At 39.5% G+C, this 18,288-nt stretch carries 16 protein-coding genes; 9 read left to right on the forward strand and 7 right to left on the reverse strand.

Annotated elements, in window-relative coordinates; all coding sequences use genetic code 11:
• Positions 1-2,982: a protein translocase subunit SecDF gene (gene secDF / locus B3H30_RS19145; protein ID WP_070565994.1), complete on the reverse strand. Its 2,982-nt coding sequence runs from the start codon at positions 2,980-2,982 to the stop codon at positions 1-3.
• A gap of 258 nt (positions 2,983-3,240) precedes the next feature.
• The gene (locus B3H30_RS19150; protein ID WP_286834792.1) at positions 3,241-3,714 is read right to left on the reverse strand and encodes a hypothetical protein; all 474 of its coding nucleotides are present in this window, start codon (positions 3,712-3,714) and stop codon (positions 3,241-3,243) included.
• 225 nt (positions 3,715-3,939) lie between these two features.
• On the opposite strand from B3H30_RS19150, the gene guaB reads away from it, so the two are divergent.
• The 5 genes from guaB (at position 3,940) to B3H30_RS19175 (ending at position 11,319) form a co-directional block, all read left to right on the forward strand.
• Positions 3,940-5,415 (forward strand): IMP dehydrogenase, encoded by a 1,476-nt coding sequence (gene guaB, locus B3H30_RS19155; protein ID WP_115046845.1) that lies wholly within the window; start codon positions 3,940-3,942, stop codon positions 5,413-5,415.
• A gap of 143 nt (positions 5,416-5,558) precedes the next feature.
• Positions 5,559-7,838, forward strand: a complete 2,280-nt coding sequence (locus B3H30_RS19160; RefSeq protein WP_201638693.1) for an ATP-dependent helicase — start codon at positions 5,559-5,561, stop codon at positions 7,836-7,838.
• A gap of 53 nt (positions 7,839-7,891) precedes the next feature.
• On the forward strand, positions 7,892-8,722 hold the full coding sequence (locus B3H30_RS19165; protein ID WP_070565986.1) for a DUF4290 domain-containing protein: 831 nt from the start codon (positions 7,892-7,894) through the stop codon (positions 8,720-8,722).
• A 210-nt stretch (positions 8,723-8,932) separates the two neighbouring features.
• Positions 8,933-10,258, forward strand: coding sequence for a UDP-N-acetylglucosamine 1-carboxyvinyltransferase (murA, locus tag B3H30_RS19170; RefSeq protein WP_070565984.1), 1,326 nt, complete (start codon positions 8,933-8,935; stop codon positions 10,256-10,258).
• 128 nt (positions 10,259-10,386) lie between these two features.
• Entirely contained in the window at positions 10,387-11,319 is a 933-nt protein-coding gene (locus B3H30_RS19175; protein ID WP_070565983.1) for a hypothetical protein, read from the forward strand.
• Positions 11,320-11,419: 100 nt separating this feature from the next.
• On the opposite strand, the gene B3H30_RS19180 is transcribed toward B3H30_RS19175, so the two are convergent.
• The gene (locus B3H30_RS19180) at positions 11,420-11,824 is read right to left on the reverse strand and encodes a DUF5606 domain-containing protein (RefSeq protein ID WP_070565981.1); all 405 of its coding nucleotides are present in this window, start codon (positions 11,822-11,824) and stop codon (positions 11,420-11,422) included.
• A 26-nt stretch (positions 11,825-11,850) separates the two neighbouring features.
• Positions 11,851-12,309, reverse strand: a complete 459-nt coding sequence (locus tag B3H30_RS19185; RefSeq protein ID WP_046671802.1) for a peptidylprolyl isomerase — start codon at positions 12,307-12,309, stop codon at positions 11,851-11,853.
• Positions 12,310-12,472: 163 nt separating this feature from the next.
• Here B3H30_RS19185 and radC point away from each other — a divergent pair, with 163 nt between their 5' ends.
• Together radC and B3H30_RS19195 are read left to right on the forward strand one after the other, a co-directional pair.
• Positions 12,473-13,171: a RadC family protein gene (gene radC, locus B3H30_RS19190; protein ID WP_070565979.1), complete on the forward strand. Its 699-nt coding sequence runs from the start codon at positions 12,473-12,475 to the stop codon at positions 13,169-13,171.
• A 17-nt stretch (positions 13,172-13,188) separates the two neighbouring features.
• Positions 13,189-13,938 carry a class I SAM-dependent methyltransferase gene (locus tag B3H30_RS19195; protein WP_115046855.1) on the forward strand — a complete coding sequence of 250 codons (750 nt, stop codon included), beginning with the start codon at positions 13,189-13,191 and terminating at the stop codon, positions 13,936-13,938.
• Here the strand turns inward: B3H30_RS19195 and B3H30_RS19200 are convergent, their stop codons facing one another.
• The 3 genes from B3H30_RS19200 to B3H30_RS19210 are packed head-to-tail and all read right to left on the reverse strand — an operon-like array spanning position 13,939 to position 17,042.
• Positions 13,939-15,483, reverse strand: coding sequence for an MFS transporter (locus tag B3H30_RS19200; RefSeq protein ID WP_286778457.1), 1,545 nt, complete (start codon positions 15,481-15,483; stop codon positions 13,939-13,941).
• A 2-nt stretch (positions 15,484-15,485) separates the two neighbouring features.
• Positions 15,486-16,547: an HlyD family secretion protein gene (locus tag B3H30_RS19205; protein ID WP_083295941.1), complete on the reverse strand. Its 1,062-nt coding sequence runs from the start codon at positions 16,545-16,547 to the stop codon at positions 15,486-15,488.
• 48 nt (positions 16,548-16,595) lie between these two features.
• Complete coding sequence (locus B3H30_RS19210; protein WP_083295940.1) at positions 16,596-17,042, reverse strand: MarR family winged helix-turn-helix transcriptional regulator; 447 nt, start codon at positions 17,040-17,042, stop codon at positions 16,596-16,598.
• A gap of 130 nt (positions 17,043-17,172) precedes the next feature.
• On the opposite strand from B3H30_RS19210, the gene B3H30_RS19215 reads away from it, so the two are divergent.
• Both B3H30_RS19215 and B3H30_RS19220 read left to right on the forward strand, forming a co-directional pair.
• Complete coding sequence (locus tag B3H30_RS19215) at positions 17,173-17,658, forward strand: hypothetical protein (protein ID WP_286778456.1); 486 nt, start codon at positions 17,173-17,175, stop codon at positions 17,656-17,658.
• Positions 17,659-17,948: 290 nt separating this feature from the next.
• A complete protein-coding gene (locus B3H30_RS19220) occupies positions 17,949-18,245 on the forward strand; it encodes a hypothetical protein (protein WP_286834793.1) in 297 nt (98 codons plus the stop codon).
• Positions 18,246-18,288: the final 43 nt, after the last annotated feature.

Here is an 18,288-nt window from a genome sequence, read left to right on the forward strand (position 1 = left end):
TTATGGTCTTACGACTTCAGCTTTTTTAGCTGTATTACCTTCTGCTAAATGCTTTCCTTTACGTAAGTCATATACCGAAGGTGCCGCTAAGATAATCGATGAATATGTACCTACGATAACACCGATTAAGATTGCGAATGAGAATCCACGGATAACTTCACCACCAAAGATAAACAATACAGCAAGCACAAACACGATTGTCAATGATGTGATGATTGTTCTACTTAAAGTAGAGTTTATCGCATGGTTTACCACATCGCCTAGATCTTCATTATGCGCATTTGGTTTCGATACGAATTCACGTAAACGGTCAAATACAACCACTGTATCATTCACCGAGTAGGCAATTACAGTTAATATCGCTGCCACAAAGTGTTGGTCAATATCCAATGAGAATGGTACGATACCATCCAAAATTGAGAATAATCCCAATAAAATAATCGCATCGTGAATTGTTGCAATAGCTGCTCCAACTGAATATTCCCATTTATGGAAACGGATCAGGATGTAAGCTGCAACAATGATGATAGAGAAAACTGCGGAACTGGTTGCTCTAGATTTGATGTCGGTAGCGATACTTGGTCCAACTTTTTGAGACGAAAGGATCTCATGTTTATTGGAAGCATCTACTTTTGATAAACCTTGGTTTAATTTGTCCAATACCTCTTTATCAGCAGTGTCCGAAGTTTCTTCGATATGGTAAGTTGTTGTTATACGCAGTTGGTTGGATGCACCAAAGACTTTTACTTCAGTTGTTTTCTGGAAGATATCATCCAAGTTTGTACGTACAGCTTCCAAGTCCACAGGTTTATCATAACGGACAGTATACGTACGGCCACCTTGGAAGTCTACACCTAAACTGAATCCTTTTGTGAAAATTGATGCCGCAGAAATTAACACGGCAACGATTGAAATCGCATAAAAGATTTTACGTTTCTGAACGAATTTAAAGTTTGCATTATGCAAGGTATTTGCAGACCAAGGGAAAGAGACTTTGATTTTGAAATCTTTCGCCAACATCCATTCGAAAATAACACGAGTAACAAGGATCGCAGTAAACAATGAAGTAATGATACCCACCATTAATGTTGTTGCGAAACCTAAGATTGGACCGCTACCAAATAAGAATAAGATAATACCGATCAAAAACGTTGTGATCTGCGAATCCAGGATGGAAGGTAAAGCGTGTTTGTAACCATCTGCAACAGCCTGACGGATCGATTTTCCTAATCCCAGTTCTTCACGGATACGTTCATAAATCAAGACGTTCGCATCGACCGCAGTACCCATCGTTAATACGATACCCGCGATACCCGGTAAGGTGAGTACAGCATTTAAGGATGCCAATACCCCCATAATGATAAATACGTTTAACAACACCGCGATGTTTGCCACGATACCTGCAGTATTGTAGTAAGCGATCATAAAGATCATTACTACGATAATACCGATAACAGCAGAGTTAACACCCGCATCGATGGCAGCCTGACCTAGAGTAGGTCCCACAATAGCTTCTTCAACGATTTTAGCAGTTGTCGGAAGACGACCTGCTTTCAATACGTTTGCTAAATCTTTGGTGTCTTCTACCGTAAAGGATCCAGAGATTGATGAACTACCATTTGGGATTTCACCGTTTACAGAAGGAGCAGAATAAACCACATTATCAAGAACGATCGCAATTGCATCTCTGTTTTGAGCCGCTTTTGCAGTAATTTTCTTCCATTCACGTGCACCTTCGCTGTTCATTTGCATACCAACCACAGGTTGATTTTTCTCATCAAAGTTTGCTGTTGCATCCGTAATGACATCTCCTGTCAATACAGCACCGTTGTCTTGTCCAGCCCCCTTAATTGCATATAATGATAGTTGCTCAGGTGTCTTTTGCTCAGGTTTTACAGCCCATAAAAGTTTTAAGTTTCCAGGTAGGATTGATTTTACCTCTGGACGTTGTAAATAAGCATTTACTTTTGCTGTATCTTTTAAAGAAGCAATACCAACCATTGAACCTGGCATAAGCGCCATTTGTTGGTTTTCGCCCATATAAACTGCTGGACGTAATACTTCAAATAATGGATTTTTCTGACCTAGATTTACAGCAGCACTGTCTTTCTTAGCATCTTTCTTACCACCGGTTAGATTAGACAATAAATCATCTGATTTTTTGCTTGTATCTGCAGCAGCATTTGTCGTAGCTGCTGGAGCAGCTTTTAACGTTGAAGCTAAAGTTTTGTCGATATTTTCTAATATTGGATAAACTTCCTGATTCGTATAGGTCTCATAGAATTCCAATTTAGCTGAACCTTGTAATAGGTTACGAACACGGCTTTCATCTTTTACACCAGGTAATTCGATTAAAATACGGTTTGTACCTTGTTGAATTTGAATGTTTGGAGATGCAACGCCAAATTTGTCGATACGCGTACGAAGTACTTTGTAAGAATTTTGGATGGCATTGTCTGCTTCTTTTTGAAGGAATGATTCAACTTTTGAGTCTGAATCACCCGGTTTAATTAAAGAAGCATTGTCTTTTGTTGAGAAGAATGTTGAAAGTGGCGTTGTCGCACCGATGGATTTGTATTCCTCCATAAATAAAGCAACGACTGTTTTTGCACTCGTTTTACTTTTTGCCACTGCCTGTTCCAACGCTTTGTTGAATTTCTCATCTTTTGGATTGTTCGCCAAATTGCGGATCAATTCGTCCAATGAGATCTCCATGGTTACGTTCATACCGCCTTTTAAATCCAATCCCAAAGCGAGTTCATTTGCTTTAGCTTCCCGATAGGTGTATTTTGCAAAACCTAAATTGTACACTACTTCACCTGCCATTGAGTCGAGATAGCTTTTCTCTTTTGCCAAGTCTCCTTTGGCAAAATTCTCAGCATCTCGCTCCACATTGCGGGTCACCCAAGTAAATGATAGGGAGTATAGACACGCTAATGACACCACTATCACTAAAAGTTTAATCAGCCCTTTACCTTGCATCGTCTGTTATAATTGTATTAATTTTAATGTTAAATACTGTTTATGTAATTGATAATTAGTTCTCGTTTAATCACATTTTACCAAGAATGGCAAAGGTATAAAATTTTTGTAGAATGAAAAGTTTTATTTATGCCAATTAGGTCAACGGCATAAAAATAGGAGAATTGAAGAAAAAAAGAAATATTAATTGATTTTATTTATAAAAAAAGGCCCTACTCAAGACGAGAAGGACCTTTTTACACTGTTTAGTTGCTTATATTATTTCAATGTGTATTTGATACCAAAAGAAAATGTTGATGCATCAAAATCACTATTGTGATTCAATCTCCAGTCTGGTTTCCAGTCTGCGTGGAAAGCAATCGGAGCAACTGGAATTTTGAATTCCAAACCTAGTTGAGGACGTAAAGCAACATTTGTAATATTATCTCCTACGTCGATAGATGTCAATTGTGCACCAACGCCGGCATACCATCCCAAACCATTCACGCCTTGGAAGGGTCTTGCATATTGGTAGTCTGCACCTACAGCAACCACGTGGTCGTCAAACATCACCTGTGCTTGTCCCATGTTGGCACCGCCAAAAGATTGCTTATATTGAACACCCCATAAGTCAGTTGTTGTACCATCGAATACAACACCTATCGCTGATCTGAATGGAGACTGAGCTTTCGCTTCCTGTGCGCCAAATGCTAATGCTGCGACGGCAGCTAATGAGAGTAATGTCTTTTTCATAATTATCTTATCTTTATATTTTCATTAATTAAAATAACTTTTCGTGTTACACAAAAGCAAATAGCTTGCCAAAAAATGATATTGCCAACATAGGGGCCGTCATGTAGTCTTAATTCATAACGTTTCTAATTTGTCTTCCGATTGTAATTTGTATCTTTTATTTTTTATTATTGCTTATTTTTCTTAAATTTGCCTGGCAAATAGAAAACCCAATACATATTTGCCATGCAATTAGATCCACAAAAATTCGTAGCAGAAGGTCTCACTTACGACGACGTCTTATTAATTCCAGCTTATTCTGAAATTTTACCCCGTGACGTTGATACGAGCACTTCGCTAACAAAAAAAATCAAATTAAATATTCCATTGGTTTCTGCAGCAATGGATACGGTAACCGGTGCTGATTTGGCGATTGCGATTGCACAAGCTGGCGGTATTGGTATGTTACATAAGAACATGACTATTGCAGAACAAGCTGCTGAAGTACGTAAAGTAAAACGCTCTGAGAGCGGTATGATTCAGGATCCAGTTACGTTATTGGCAACAGCAACGGTGGGTGATGCCTTCAATATTATGAAGGAGCACAAGATTGGTGGAATCCCTGTTGTGAACGAAAAAGGTCAATTGGTCGGTATTGTGACGAATCGTGATCTTCGTTTCCAAAAAGATATGAGCCGTCCCATCAATGAATTGATGACCAAGGAAAATCTTGTGGTTGCTCCCGAAGGAACGGATTTAGTGAAAGCGGAAGAAATTCTTCAAAACGAAAAAATCGAAAAACTTCCAGTAGTCAATGAAGAAGGTATTTTGAAAGGCTTGATTACCTTTAAAGATATACAAAAATATAAGCATTACCCAAATGCTGCCAAAGATAGCCATGGTCGTTTATTGGTTGGTGCGGCAGTAGGCGTTACACCAGATACCCTTGACCGCGTGGAGGCTTTGGTGAAAGCAGGTGTGGATGTGGTTACAATCGATACAGCACATGGGCATTCTAAAGGTGTAATCGATAAGTTGAAATTGGTGAAATCGCAGTTCCCTGACCTACAGGTAATCGTTGGAAATATTGCAACAGGTGCAGCAGCAACAGCTTTGGCTGAAGCAGGTGCAGATGCTGTAAAAGTAGGTATCGGACCGGGCTCTATCTGTACAACCCGTATTATCGCTGGTGTCGGTGTTCCGCAGCTTTATGCCGTATATGAAGTTGCCAAAGCCCTTAAAGGAACTGGCGTGCCATTGATCGCAGACGGAGGTATCAAACAGACTGGTGATATTGCGAAAGCAATCGCAGCCGGAGCAAGCACAATTATGGCTGGTTCTCTATTCGCAGGCGTGGAAGAAGCTCCTGGAGAGACAATTATCTATGAAGGACGTAAGTTTAAATCTTACCGCGGCATGGGCTCAATCGAAGCCATGGAAAAAGGATCGAAAGATCGTTATTTCCAAGACGTAGAAGATGATATCAAAAAATTGGTTCCCGAAGGTATTGTGGGACGTGTTCCCTATAAAGGTACATTGGCTGAGGTTGTTTATCAATACATTGGTGGATTACGCGCTTCTATGGGCTACTGTGGTGCTGCAACAATTGAAAAATTACAGGAAGCACAATTTGTCCGTATTACAGGAGCAGGGCTGAGAGAGTCCCATCCACATAATATTTCCATTACGAAGGAAGCACCAAATTATAACAGCAGAGGCTAGATGTTGCTTGGATGATATAAAAACCGATAATCTTGATTATCGGTTTTTTTTGTGTAAAAATATTAGCAAAATAGCCTGAGTGATCAACAGGAAATTTGTACTTTTATACCCTATTCTCAGGTTTTAAAATTTAAGGAGTTAATTTGGATTATTTAGCGGGTTTAAACCCTTCACAACGAGGAGCCGTAGAGCAAACAGAAGGTCCTGTGATGATTGTTGCGGGAGCTGGTTCAGGAAAAACACGGGTCATTACCTATCGTGTCGCACACTTGATTCGAAAAGGTGTTGATCCATTCAATATCTTGGTATTAACATTTACCAACAAAGCGGCCAAAGAGATGCGCGCGCGTATCGTTTCTGTTGTTGGGAGCGAAGCGAAAAATATTTGGATGGGAACATTCCACTCGGTGTTTGCAAAAATACTCCGTGTAGAAGCTGAATTGATCGGTTATCCCAGAAACTTTACCATCTACGATACGGATGATACCAAAAGTTTGTTGCGTGCCATTTTAAAGGAAATGAATCTCGATGATAAGCTGTATAATGTCAATCATGTGTACGGACGTATCTCACAGGCAAAAAATAACCTGATCTCACCGCAGGAATATAATAAGAATGAAGCCATATTGGCCGAGGATATTTCCAATGGTCGTGGTCAACTGGGACAGATTTATATGACCTATGCACAGCGCTGTTACCGTGCTGGGGCAATGGATTTTGATGATCTGTTGTTTAAAACGAATGTATTGTTAAATAAACATCCAGAGGTACTGCATAAATACCAGCATCAATTTCGTTACTTGATGGTCGATGAGTACCAGGATACCAACTTCTCGCAATACCTTATTGTCAAACGCCTGGCAGCAGTCAACGAAAATATCTGTGTGGTTGGGGATGATGCACAATCAATCTATGCATTTCGTGGCGCAAATATTCAGAATATCCTGAATTTCCAAAAAGATTATCCGGATGTGAAGATCTTTAAACTGGAGCAGAATTATCGATCTACGAAGATGATCGTGAATGCGGCCAATTCGGTGATTGCCAATAATCAGAATCAATTGGAGAAAAATGTTTTCTCGGATAATGAAGAAGGCGAAAAGATCAAGGTTTCACGTGCTTTCTCTGACAATGAGGAAGGTAAGATCGTCGCCGACCAGATCATTGAAGAGAAATCGTTAAAAGGGCTTAATTATAAGGATTTTGCTATTCTGTATCGTACCAATGCCCAATCCAGGGCTATGGAGGAGGCCTTACGCAAAATCAATATCCCTTATAAAATCTATGGTGGTACGTCTTTTTATCAACGGAAAGAAATTAAAGATCTGATCGCGTATTTCAGACTTACCTTCAACCCGAATGATGAGGAAGCACTCAAGCGTGTGATCAATTACCCGCGTAGAGGGATAGGGGATACGACGATGGAAAAGATCATGATCGCTGCAGATCAGAATCAGTATCGTATATGGGATGTTGTTGCAAATGCAGCCCAGTTTCTAGATGGGCGTAGCGCAACGTCTGTCGGTGGTTTTGCACAGATGATTCAGAGTTTTCAGGCCCTGGCCAAAAACAATAACGCATTTGATACCGCAATGCATATTGCGCAGCACTGCGGTATTCTGAAAGAATTGTACGAAGACAAATCGGTAGAGGGGTTGGCACGTTACGAAAATATCCAGGAACTCCTCAATGGTATCAAGGAATTTTCGGAACGGGAAGATATCGAAGAACGTGGACTTGATGTCTATATGCAGGATATTGCCCTGTTGACAAACGACGATAATGATAAAGATCCAAATGCGGATACTGTATCATTGATGACCATCCACTCTTCCAAAGGCTTGGAATTTCCGATTGTTTTTATTGTAGGCTTAGAAGAAAACCTATTTCCTTCCCAGTTGTCGTTGAATTCCAGGTCGGAACTGGAAGAGGAACGAAGACTTTTTTATGTTGCCGTTACGAGAGCTGAAAAAAAATTACTACTTTCGTATGCTACTTCGCGATATCGTTGGGGAACGCTGAATAACTGCGAACCCAGTCGCTTCTTGGATGAATTGAATCCGGCATGTCTTGCATTGGATTTTAAACCACGACAAACTTCTGCCTCAGCCGGAAGTTTTCAAGGCGAACGAATTGCATGGCAGCAAAAGGACAGTGATGATACGTTTTCTAAACCTAAGCCTAAGCCCATGGTTAAAACGACATCGATACTGCCGAAAGCCCACAAACCTACTGCGGGTTTTGCTCCTTCAGATACATCAAATCTTCAGGTCGGCATGGAAGTTGAACATGAACGCTTTGGATTTGGCAAAGTTGTGAATCTCGAAGGAAACAAAGGAGATATAAAAGCAACTATTTTCTTTAAGGAATTGGGACAGAAACAATTGTTGCTTAAATTTGCAAAACTTAGAATAATTCAATAATAAAATACCAAAACGATATCTTAATCGTTTAATTAGGTACTTATATTAGCTATATGAACTTTGACTACAACAGCACTAGACCAAAATTGATCCTTGCAGAATATGGTCGCAATGTGCAAAATATGGTAGATTACATCTGTACTTTACCCACAAAGGAAGAAAGAAATAAACATGCGCAGATTGTAATCGATATGATGGGGGTATTGAACCCACATTTGAGAGACGTGTCTGATTTTAAACATAAACTGTGGGATCACCTACAGATTATCTCTGATTTTAAATTGGATATCGACTCGCCTTATCCAATTGCCACAGCGAAAAGTGTGAAACACGAAGTTGAGCATTTAGGCTATCCGCAGCATTCCATTAGATTCAAGCACTATGGTTTTACCGTAGAGAAAATGATTGAAAAGGCGTTATTGGCCAATGACGAAGCCAAAAGAGAGCAGATGGTCATCGGTATCGCTAATTTTATGAAAATGGCTTACCTGACCTGGAATAAGGATTCTGTTTCAGACGAGTTGATCATCCAGGATCTCAAAGAGTTGTCAGGTTATCAATTGACCTTACCAGAAGGTACCGTATTGACCAAACTTGACTTTAAAACTCCGCCTCCGGGAAATCGCGTTAAAGGTCCGGCTAACAGTAACTCAGGCGGAAATAATAACAATAACAATAATAATAATTCCGGTCACCAGTCGAAAGGTGGAGGCAAGCCTCGTATGACAAGTAACAACAACAATAATACGAAGCGCAATAACTACGGAAGCAATAACAACAGCTATAGTCGAGACAACAATAACAACAGCTACGGTAGGGACAACAATAACAACAATAACAGAAACAGAAAGCCGCAGGGTAATTATAATAATAAACGAGGCTAGTTCTTAAAGATTTTGTTTAAAGAAGCAGGCAATTGCGAAGTGATTAACAGATTTCTTTACAATTGCCTTCTTTTTTTAAGAATCGCGCTGTTTTATAAAAAAACAAGGTTCTTTGGTCTCCGATCCCGGTATGTTGGGCGGAAGGCTAAATATCCCGAGACAAATACAAGAACAGGGGTATGACACTAAGAAGATATCACTTATATATAAATGAACGCATTTGAAATAATCGGTGGAAAACCGTTAAAGGGAGAGATTATTCCTCAAGGAGCAAAAAATGAGGCCTTACAGATCCTTTCTGCAGTTTTACTGACAGAAGAACCTATGACCATCAGTAATATCCCAGATATTAAGGATGTCAATAAGTTGATCGATCTATTGGCTGCTTTAGGTGTTAAAATTGATCGCATAGATAAGGACACATACGTTTTTGAAGCTAAAGATATAAATATAGACTATTTCCAGTCACCCGAATTTAAAGAAAAAGGCGGTGGGTTGCGTGGCTCTATCATGATTGTCGGTCCTTTGTTGGCTCGATTCGGAAAAGCCGCTATTCCGAAACCGGGGGGTGATAAAATCGGACGTAGACGATTAGATACCCACTTTTTGGGTTTTGAAAAATTGGGTGCTAAGTTTGTGTACGATGCGACTACCCATTTTTTTAACGTTGATGCAACGGAGTTAAAAGGAAGTTATATCCTTTTGGACGAAGCTTCTGTAACGGGTACGGCAAATATCGTGATGGCTGCTGTATTGGCAAAAGGGACAACAACGATATACAACGCTGCTTGTGAGCCTTATTTACAACAACTATGTAAGATGTTGAATCGCATGGGGGCTAAAATATCCGGTATTGGATCTAATTTGTTGACCATCGAAGGCGTAGAGCGTCTGGGGGGAACTTCACACCGCATGTTGCCTGATATGATTGAAATAGGTTCTTTCATCGGCCTTGCAGCAATGACAGGTTCAGAAATCACCATTAAAGATGTCTGTTTTGAAGAACTGGGTGTTATTCCATCTGTATTTTCGCGCTTAGGCATCAAGTTTGAATTACGCGGTGATGATATTTTTATTCCAGCGCAAGAATCGTATGAAATCGATACATTTATCGATGGATCTATCCTGACGATTTCAGATGCACCTTGGCCAGGTTTTACGCCCGATTTATTAAGTATCGTACTTGTTGTGGCGACTCAGGCAAAAGGAAACGTATTGATCCACCAAAAAATGTTCGAGAGCCGTTTGTTCTTCGTGGACAAATTGATCGATATGGGGGCTCAGATTATCTTGTGCGATCCGCACCGCGCAACCGTTATTGGACTGAATAAATCACATCATCTGAGAGGTATTGAGATGACTTCGCCAGATATTCGTGCCGGGGTTTCTTTATTGATTGCAGCCCTATCTGCTAAAGGAAAATCTGTGATCCACAATATCGAACAGATTGAACGTGGCTATCAAGATATCGAAGAACGCTTGCGTAAATTAGGAGCAGATATTAAACGTATCGATGCCGAACCAAAAGGTCATTAATTAAAGCGAATAGCCTATGTGCTAGTGTAAGATAAAAGAAGCTCCGGATATAAATTCTGGGGCTTTTTTTGTGATATCTGCGTCAAATAAGGTAAATTTGTCTATACTACATTTAAACAGCTATAGATATGAAAAAATATCTAAAAAAGTACGCCTTAGTTTTCCCATTATTAGGCATAGTGCTTCTTTTTCACAATTGTCAATCCTCTACACCTAAAGAGGTTAAGCTACATGAAGAATCAAATACAACAACGGATATCCGCTCTTCTAAACGGATCAATGCTGCGGTAATCGTACAAAAAGTTACTTTTCCTAATATGCCTTTTGCTGAACTGATCAAGTTGATGAATCTGACCAATGATAGTTCACCTGCTGCATTGTGGAAAGCGATATCCGCACTACCTCAGGCGGAACAGATAAAGAAAGATAGCTTTGATATTGAAAATCCCCTGCAGCGCATGGAGCTGATGCTTGTTCCTTTACGCAAGATGGAAATTAAATTTGATCAACAGCAAGCAAAATCGAATGCTGAAGGCCTGACTTACCGCCTGGAAAATTATGTGAATTATAACAAAGGCTTAGGCGAGGTTTTTCTAGCAAATAGCGAAAATGAGGCTATCCATGTAGGGCTGAACTATCCTGAAGGGAGACTTAATGGATTGGCGAAAGTGCAGATACGCATAAATCCCAAAGAGTATATGATCGATAAGACCGGAAAAACAAAAGTAATTGCCGGAATTACCTGTCAGCAGGCTATTTACAATAAAATTGATGCAAGCGATAAGACGCTCCCTAAATTTGTTGTCTGGAAAAGTCCACGTATTCCGAAAGGAATCAATGTGTTGCATCCTTATGTGTTTGACGAAAACGAAGGCATACTTGAAATTGATGCCTATCTCAATGCGGATGAAAATTCCCTTTTGCGCTTTACGACCACTGCCGTTGTCGAAAAGAAATTTGAACCCAAAGAATTTGAGGTAACAAAAGCACATGTTAAGCTTGATGGGGCCAAGGATCAAAAGAACATCGAAAAAAATGTACTTTATGTAGTGTTTCATTAGGAAACAACACATCAAGGAAACATCATTGAAAAGAAAACACCATAAAAAAGGAGTTGATCATTTGATCAACTCCTTTTTTATTTGGGCTATATGTAAAAGTTTACATTAAAGGAGCTGGTGCTTCTTCTTCAAATAAAGGGAATTCCTTGATAATGTTGTACCATGTGATTACCTTTTTAATATCCGAAGAATAAACACGTGATTCATCATGGCCAGGAGCTACTTCACGGAAGAAATTTCTTAAAGTAGCGCCATCAGATTTTGTATCTGGTAGAGCGATGCCTTTCTCTTTGATTGTTTCAAAAATATTCAATAGACGAATTTCTTCTTCTTCACCATAGATTGTGATATCTTCCAAAGTCGCCATTTTTGTAGAAGATAAACTTACTACAGTTTTAATTTTTGCTTGATCAAGGGTTTCTAGAATAAAACCACCTTTATTTTGTCCAACCAATTTGAACAATCCTGGTTTACCAGTTACGGATACTAATGCTCTTAAATTCATTTTAATATTATTTAAATCTCCAAGAATTAATCTTCGATAACTTCAATTGATAAAATACGGTCACCTTGTCTGATATCGTCAACGATGTCTACGTTTTCGATTACTTTTCCAAAACAAGTATGGTTACGATCTAAGTGCGCAGTGTTGTTACGGCTATGACAGATGAAAAATTGCGAACCACCTGTATTACGACCTGCATGAGCCATAGACAATACACCTCTATCGTGGTATTGGTTTTCGCCTGTTAGTTCACAGTCAATTTTATAACCAGGTCCACCTGTTCCAGGGATTCCAGCAGCACCTTCACGTGAATTTGGACATCCACCTTGGATAACGAAATCAGGGATCACACGGTGAAACGCTAATCCATCATAATATCCTGATTTAGCAAGTTTGATAAAATTGGCTACTGTATTTGGAGCATCAGCTGTGTAGAACTCCACAGTCATGTCGCCTTTTTCTGTTTTAATAATCGCTTTACTCATATTCAAAAATTTTTATGAAATACAAAGATAACGTTTCAGAGTGAAATGTGAAGTAAATCGCGATTGCCAATTTTTTTTAATTGATAGATTGTGTATTTCTCAGGATATTAATTAGCTATTTTTTGTATATTTATGTACGCTAGCCAATTATAATTAACTTTAGATGTCAAATCCGTACAAACTAGTCATTCGGGAGTGGGCAGAGGCCGACCGCCCGAGAGAGAAGCTATTGAGCCAGGGGCGTAGGGCGCTTACAGATGCCGAATTATTGGCTATCCTGATCGGCTCTGGTTCCAAAAATGAAAGTGCTGTCGAATTATGTCGACGCATATTGGCTGATGTCAAAAATAACCTGCACACCCTTTCGATGATGGAGGTCTCGGAACTGAGCCTATATAAAGGGATAGGTGAAGCAAAAGCCATCGCCATTATTGCGGCATTGGAGCTCGCCCGCCGCAAAAACGACCTGCCTGCAGAAGAACGAAAGCTGGTAAATAGCAGCCGCTTCGTTTACAACTTGATGAAACCCATCCTGCAGGATCTGCCTCATGAAGAGTTTTGGACTCTGTATTTGAATACGGGGTATAAAATATTGGACAAACAGCTCATCGGCCGTGGTGGTAATGATTTTACGCCGGTCGATGTCCGGATAATTTTACGCTCCGCACTCAGCCTTAAAGCACATGCCATTATTTTAGTTCATAACCACCCATCGGGCACCTTGTATCCCAGCAATGCTGACAAAATTCTGACGCAAAAAATTGTTGAAGCCTCTAAAATTATGGATATTAGAGTTGCCGATCATTTAATCTTTACCGATAACGGCTATTATAGTTTTAAAGACGAAGGTATAATCGACTAGTTACAGTAATTCTTAGTATGAACAAAAACAGTATTGATAGATTCACAGACCGGGTTGTCGATTACGAGAAATTTAGACCTTGTTATCCAAAAGAGATTATTCAAGTACTTAAAGAACAGATAGGGCTGGATAAAAAATGGTTGGTTGCCGATATTGGTAGTGGCACTGGGCTATCTACGCAACTTTTTCTCGAAAATGGAAATGACGTTTTTGCTGTTGAACCCAATCGGAAAATGCGTGAATCTTTATTGCATCATTTTAAAACCTATCGGAATTTAATCGCGCTGAATGCCACCGGCGAAAGTACATCCATTGAGTCTGGCTGTGTCGATCTTATTTTTGCGGGTCAATCGTTTCATTGGTTTGATCGGGATGCATGTAAAAGGGAGTTCGCCCGCATCCTCACCGAAAATGGACATATTGTGTTGGTTTGGAACCAGCGTGATCCGGACGACGCTTTTCAACAGGAATACGAAGATTTTCTGCTCAGCCATATACCAAGCTATCAATCTGTCAGTCACAAAAATATCAGTGACGATGATCTCAAACAATTTTTTTCACCACGTCCAATGATCAAAATAACCTTGCCAAACCAACAGATATTGGATCTTCGGTCGTTCTTGGGAAGAGTACGTTCATCATCCTATTTTCCAAAAGAGCAGGCTGAAAACAAAACGCTCTATGACGATCTCCGTACACTTTTCGATAAGTACGCAATCGCTGAGCGTATCGTATTCAAGTATATTACTGAAATTTATAACAGTTAACTAAGAAATAGGAATTTGCAAAGCTTCTTTCGTTGCATTTTTTCTCTTCCAGTCGAAAACTCTTCGTATAGGCGAAGAATGAAAAGGGAAGATTAAGATGAATAACGTTAGGATTACCCCGATAATAAATAGCCCGGAGTAGGCGTCGCGTATGGATAGTAGCGAGGCTTGGACTTGGACCGATTTCATTATATTTCCTCTTTGTAGCACCAAGCTATTTGTTCGATCGATTATACCAGCAAGATTATTGGCATTAAGGATCTGTAGGTGGTAATACCAATTGGCAATGATGTTTGACCAGACTACAGGCACCAAAAATGAACGTGTAAGAATCAAAAATACTAAGCCAGAGAGGTAATATTTACTGGGAATATTGCCGGCCATATATACGCCTATTCCAATGTAGGAAGTGATCACGCCCATTCCTCTTAATGTCAAAGGGAGATAGAACAAAGCCGAGTTTGTATGTTGGTCAATAATCCTTGCAAAGAAAAAGCAAGATAGGGCATAACACGCTGCGGAGAATGCCAAAATGAACTTGCATTTCTTTGTTATTTTGAAATAAATATAAGCGATTACTGCGCCGATCATATAACCAGGAATTACATAGGTATTTATTTCGGCGACTTCCAAGGGGTTTGTACCAAGCGTAATTCCCAAAAGGGAGGAGTACAGCGAGGTCGAGCTATAAAAAATGCCGAAAATAAAAATTGTTCCAATGGAGATAGGCAGAATCCGTGTTGAAAAGGCTTCAAAATTTAAGAGTGATTTTCGGATTAGTACACTTCTATTTATAAAAAGTATAAAAAAACAGAGCGATGCGATTCCGGTGACCAAAATAAACCTGGAATGAAACCAATTTTGTGTCAGACCATATGTGCTGAAATAGGCAAAATTCAATAATGAAATACAAAGTAAAATACTTCCAAACCAGTCATATTGATACAGCGGTACCTTTTTAAAATCTGACGATTTCATAAAGATGATGCAGATTAACAACGCTACTGCAAGTAGTATATTTTGAAATAAAAAGACAGTTTCCCAATAGAAACGTGTTGCAAATAGAACAGATACATAACTTGCCAAGGCAGGAATGATCATTGTCATGGGGTAGTAGACTGCATATAATTGATACCGTTCTCCACGTGGCATGAGAAAAGGGATCATTTCCCCAATGATAGCCATCGTGACAATAATCTTGGCACTCCCGATAAAAAATGTGGCCATACAGATGTTAACACCATTATTAGCATGTTCCAAAACCGCATTGGAAGCGAGGATAATGAAGATAGATACAATTAATATCGTCTTTTTGGAAAATAATTTCAACAACCTAAATACCAGTGGTATGGCACATACCATTCCTGCATAATAACAATATGTAGCCATACTCAGATCTGCAGTGATACCGGCGTATCCATTCATGACATACGTGTTAATGGATGTTGGGATTCCATTATTGAACGAAAATAAAATATTGAGTACAAACAGAAAGAACAATTCCCAACCTGAACTCAACCAATCTCTGAATATACGATCTTTCATGATTATTTAATACGTATGATAGCATTCATACCTACGCGAAGCATGGCGAGATCTTTTGGGGTATTGGATGCTGTAAAATTAATTCTAACCGGAATGCGCTGTTGTACCTTAACAAAGTTCCCCGTAGAATTGTCAACCGGAACAGCAGAATACTTAGATCCTGTTGCTTCGGATATGGCGGCTACTTCACCTTCAAATGTCTTCCCGGCCAATGCATCAATTTCAATGTTGACTTTTGCCCCGAGGGCAATATTTTTTAGTTGACTTTCGGTATAATTTGCGGTAATCCATTTCTGCTCATCACGTACAATATTGACCAATGGCGTACCGTTTTGCACCAATTGACCCTCTTCAATCGTCCGCCGTCCCAATACACCGTCGTACGGTGCCGTGATAACCGTATACGAAAGGTTTAACTTGGCTAGATCAATCGCAGATTCGGCCTTTAGTAATGAGGCATCATTGACCGACAGCTTCTGTTCAGACTCATGTGTGTTAAGTTTCGATACACGCTCTTGCGCCAAAAGTGCCTTATATTTGGCTAACATGGCCTCATAATCTGCTTTTACCTGATCGAATTGATATTGCGCTACTGCTTCATCTTTCACCAGACTCTCGTAACGCCTATAATTCAATTCCATATTATCTAGCCGGGCTCTCATCTCATCGATATTGGCATTTGCTATCGCAGTACTATTGCTGGCAATGGCAATTCCAGATTGCGATATAGTTTTACTTGCTTTGGCATCGGCAAGAGTGGCTTGTGCATTTTGTAATAAAATTCTGTACTCCGCATCATCAATAATGACGAGTGTATCGCCTTTGTGAACTTTTTGATGCTCATCAAATCGAATTGCTTTGATATAACCGCTGATACGCGAATTTATAGGGGTAATATGGGCATCTACCTGGGCATCATCTGTATAAACAGATTCGTTGATGTGGAAAAAGACTAAGATACCCCAGATAATGGTAAACACAATGACGACTGCAGATAGGATGTTGATGATCCATATCTTCCGCCTTCGTTTTATTTCTTTCTCACTTAATGTTGAATTGCTCATGACTCAATTATTTATCTTCTTTTTTTCTGAAAATCAAGGCTCCCGATACTATTGCTTATCAATAATTGCGGTCAATTTTTCGAGAGTTTCTGTAATTTCCAATACTTTTTTTTCTGATATCTCCTGCAGGATCACACGGTAGAGGTCTTGTTGGACAGGGTCTAATAATGTCCTATATTCGTTTCCCTTTACCGTTAATTCGATTAAATTATTTCGCCTGTCATTGGGATCGCTGACGCGTCTAACCAGATCCCGTTTACAAAGATTATCGATCAACGGAGTGACACTTGCTTTGTTCTTCTGTATTGCTGTGGCTATATCTTGCTGATTCATTTGCTCCTTTTTCCACAGTGCTGCCAATACTTGTAACATTTCATAGGTGATATCCAATTGCTGTTCCTTTATTTTCTGGATATAGTATTGTTTTAAGCTCGTTCGCAAAGCAATGATACTATCCACTAAGGGTTTTACTGGATTCATGGATTCGTTTTTCATAGTACAAAGTTAAATATAAAATAGTTAAATATCAAACTAAATTACTTTAGTTAAAAATGTGTTAAAGATGAATGCTTTAGAGAGAGATGGCATTTTATTTGGGAGCACCTAAACGAAAGGAAAAAAAGATATGTTAAGAGTTGAATTAATCTTCTTTAGACGTTGCCTACTGCCACTGCTGATTTTAGGAGGCGGGATAAGTGTTGTAAGAGCGCAGCAAATGCATGCTTTTAATAATTTAGAGACTGATTATCATTTTGTATATCGCTGGGTAGATCCATTCTTCCCTTTAAGCCCTCAGATAGATGTGATGAGCTTAGACGTTGCGCCAATCGATAAAGGGCCGGAACAGCAGGAGAAAGTAAAAACGTCATCGGGAAAACAGCGTTTTACGGGCAGGGTGAGTGAGCGCGTATATGAAGGTTCGGAAGTAATCGTGAGCCCTGGAGAATCGGTTGGAAATATAACCTACAGCTCCACTAGTTCACCCACCCGGTATCGTGTTGCCATTGATCGAAGGAGCAATGAGCACTACCATGGAAAGCCCGTATTTATAGATGCAAAGGGGATAAAATATATAATTGATTCGAAATTTAGAAAACAAGTTGTCGAATAATTCCTTGGCTAAGTTAAAAATTTGTAAAAAATATTTTTTCAGGTAATTAAATCGAAATATGGCATTTGTATTGTGCTTTTATTTACAATTATTTAAATAACAATTGGGTTATGAAAGCAATAAATCGTTTCAAAAAAATCACAGCTGCATTAGCTTTGATCGCTGCAGTCGGATTGGGACAATCCTATGCACAAACGGCTCCTAAAAAAATGGAAAAATAAGCCAAAAAGTCTGAACAAAAAGTAAAGACTAAAGCCAACGAGGCCGAAACGAAAACGAAGGCAGCGCCGGTGAAAGCTACAGCGAAGAAGGAAGTTGCGGTCAAGGAAAAGTCAACGCAGACGAAAAAGATGGCTGATACAAAAACAGCGCCAGCAGCACCAATGGAAGCGAAGGAAAAAGCCGTGAAAAAAGAAAGTGCTAAAGCTGAAAAACAAGCCACTGCTGTTAAAAAGGATGCCGTAGCAACAACTGATAAAGCAACAAGTGAAAAATACAACGGCCATACAATATATCTCGGTCCAAAAGGTGGCAAATATTATATCAACGGAAATGGTAACAAAACGTACATTTCTGACAAAAAATAAAGAGCAGCTGAAAACGAATTATATCAAAAAAGGGGACATCGAT

Origin of the sequence: Sphingobacterium sp. UBA7038, assembly GCF_002494055.1 — a bacterium.
GTDB classification, from domain to species: domain Bacteria; phylum Bacteroidota; class Bacteroidia; order Sphingobacteriales; family Sphingobacteriaceae; genus Sphingobacterium; species Sphingobacterium multivorum.

Excerpts from the sequence above, each read along its gene's own strand:
- B3H30_RS19185 (WP_046671802.1), bottom strand. The coding sequence starts at position 12,309 with ATGAGTAAAGCGATTATTAAAACAGAAAAAGGCGACATGACTGTGGAG.
- B3H30_RS19215 (WP_286778456.1), top strand. The coding sequence starts at position 17,173 with ATGTTAAGAGTTGAATTAATCTTCTTTAGACGTTGCCTACTGCCACTG.
- B3H30_RS19210 (WP_083295940.1), bottom strand. The coding sequence starts at position 17,042 with ATGAAAAACGAATCCATGAATCCAGTAAAACCCTTAGTGGATAGTATC.
- murA (WP_070565984.1), top strand. The coding sequence starts at position 8,933 with ATGAACGCATTTGAAATAATCGGTGGAAAACCGTTAAAGGGAGAGATT.
- B3H30_RS19165 (WP_070565986.1), top strand. The coding sequence starts at position 7,892 with ATGAACTTTGACTACAACAGCACTAGACCAAAATTGATCCTTGCAGAA.
- B3H30_RS19195 (WP_115046855.1), top strand. The coding sequence starts at position 13,189 with ATGAACAAAAACAGTATTGATAGATTCACAGACCGGGTTGTCGATTAC.
- B3H30_RS19205 (WP_083295941.1), bottom strand. The coding sequence starts at position 16,547 with ATGAGCAATTCAACATTAAGTGAGAAAGAAATAAAACGAAGGCGGAAG.
- B3H30_RS19180 (WP_070565981.1), bottom strand. The coding sequence starts at position 11,824 with ATGAATTTAAGAGCATTAGTATCCGTAACTGGTAAACCAGGATTGTTC.
- secDF (WP_070565994.1), bottom strand. The coding sequence starts at position 2,982 with ATGCAAGGTAAAGGGCTGATTAAACTTTTAGTGATAGTGGTGTCATTA.
- B3H30_RS19200 (WP_286778457.1), bottom strand. The coding sequence starts at position 15,483 with ATGAAAGATCGTATATTCAGAGATTGGTTGAGTTCAGGTTGGGAATTG.
- guaB (WP_115046845.1), top strand. The coding sequence starts at position 3,940 with ATGCAATTAGATCCACAAAAATTCGTAGCAGAAGGTCTCACTTACGAC.
- B3H30_RS19150 (WP_286834792.1), bottom strand. The coding sequence starts at position 3,714 with ATGAAAAAGACATTACTCTCATTAGCTGCCGTCGCAGCATTAGCATTT.
- radC (WP_070565979.1), top strand. The coding sequence starts at position 12,473 with ATGTCAAATCCGTACAAACTAGTCATTCGGGAGTGGGCAGAGGCCGAC.
- B3H30_RS19175 (WP_070565983.1), top strand. The coding sequence starts at position 10,387 with ATGAAAAAATATCTAAAAAAGTACGCCTTAGTTTTCCCATTATTAGGC.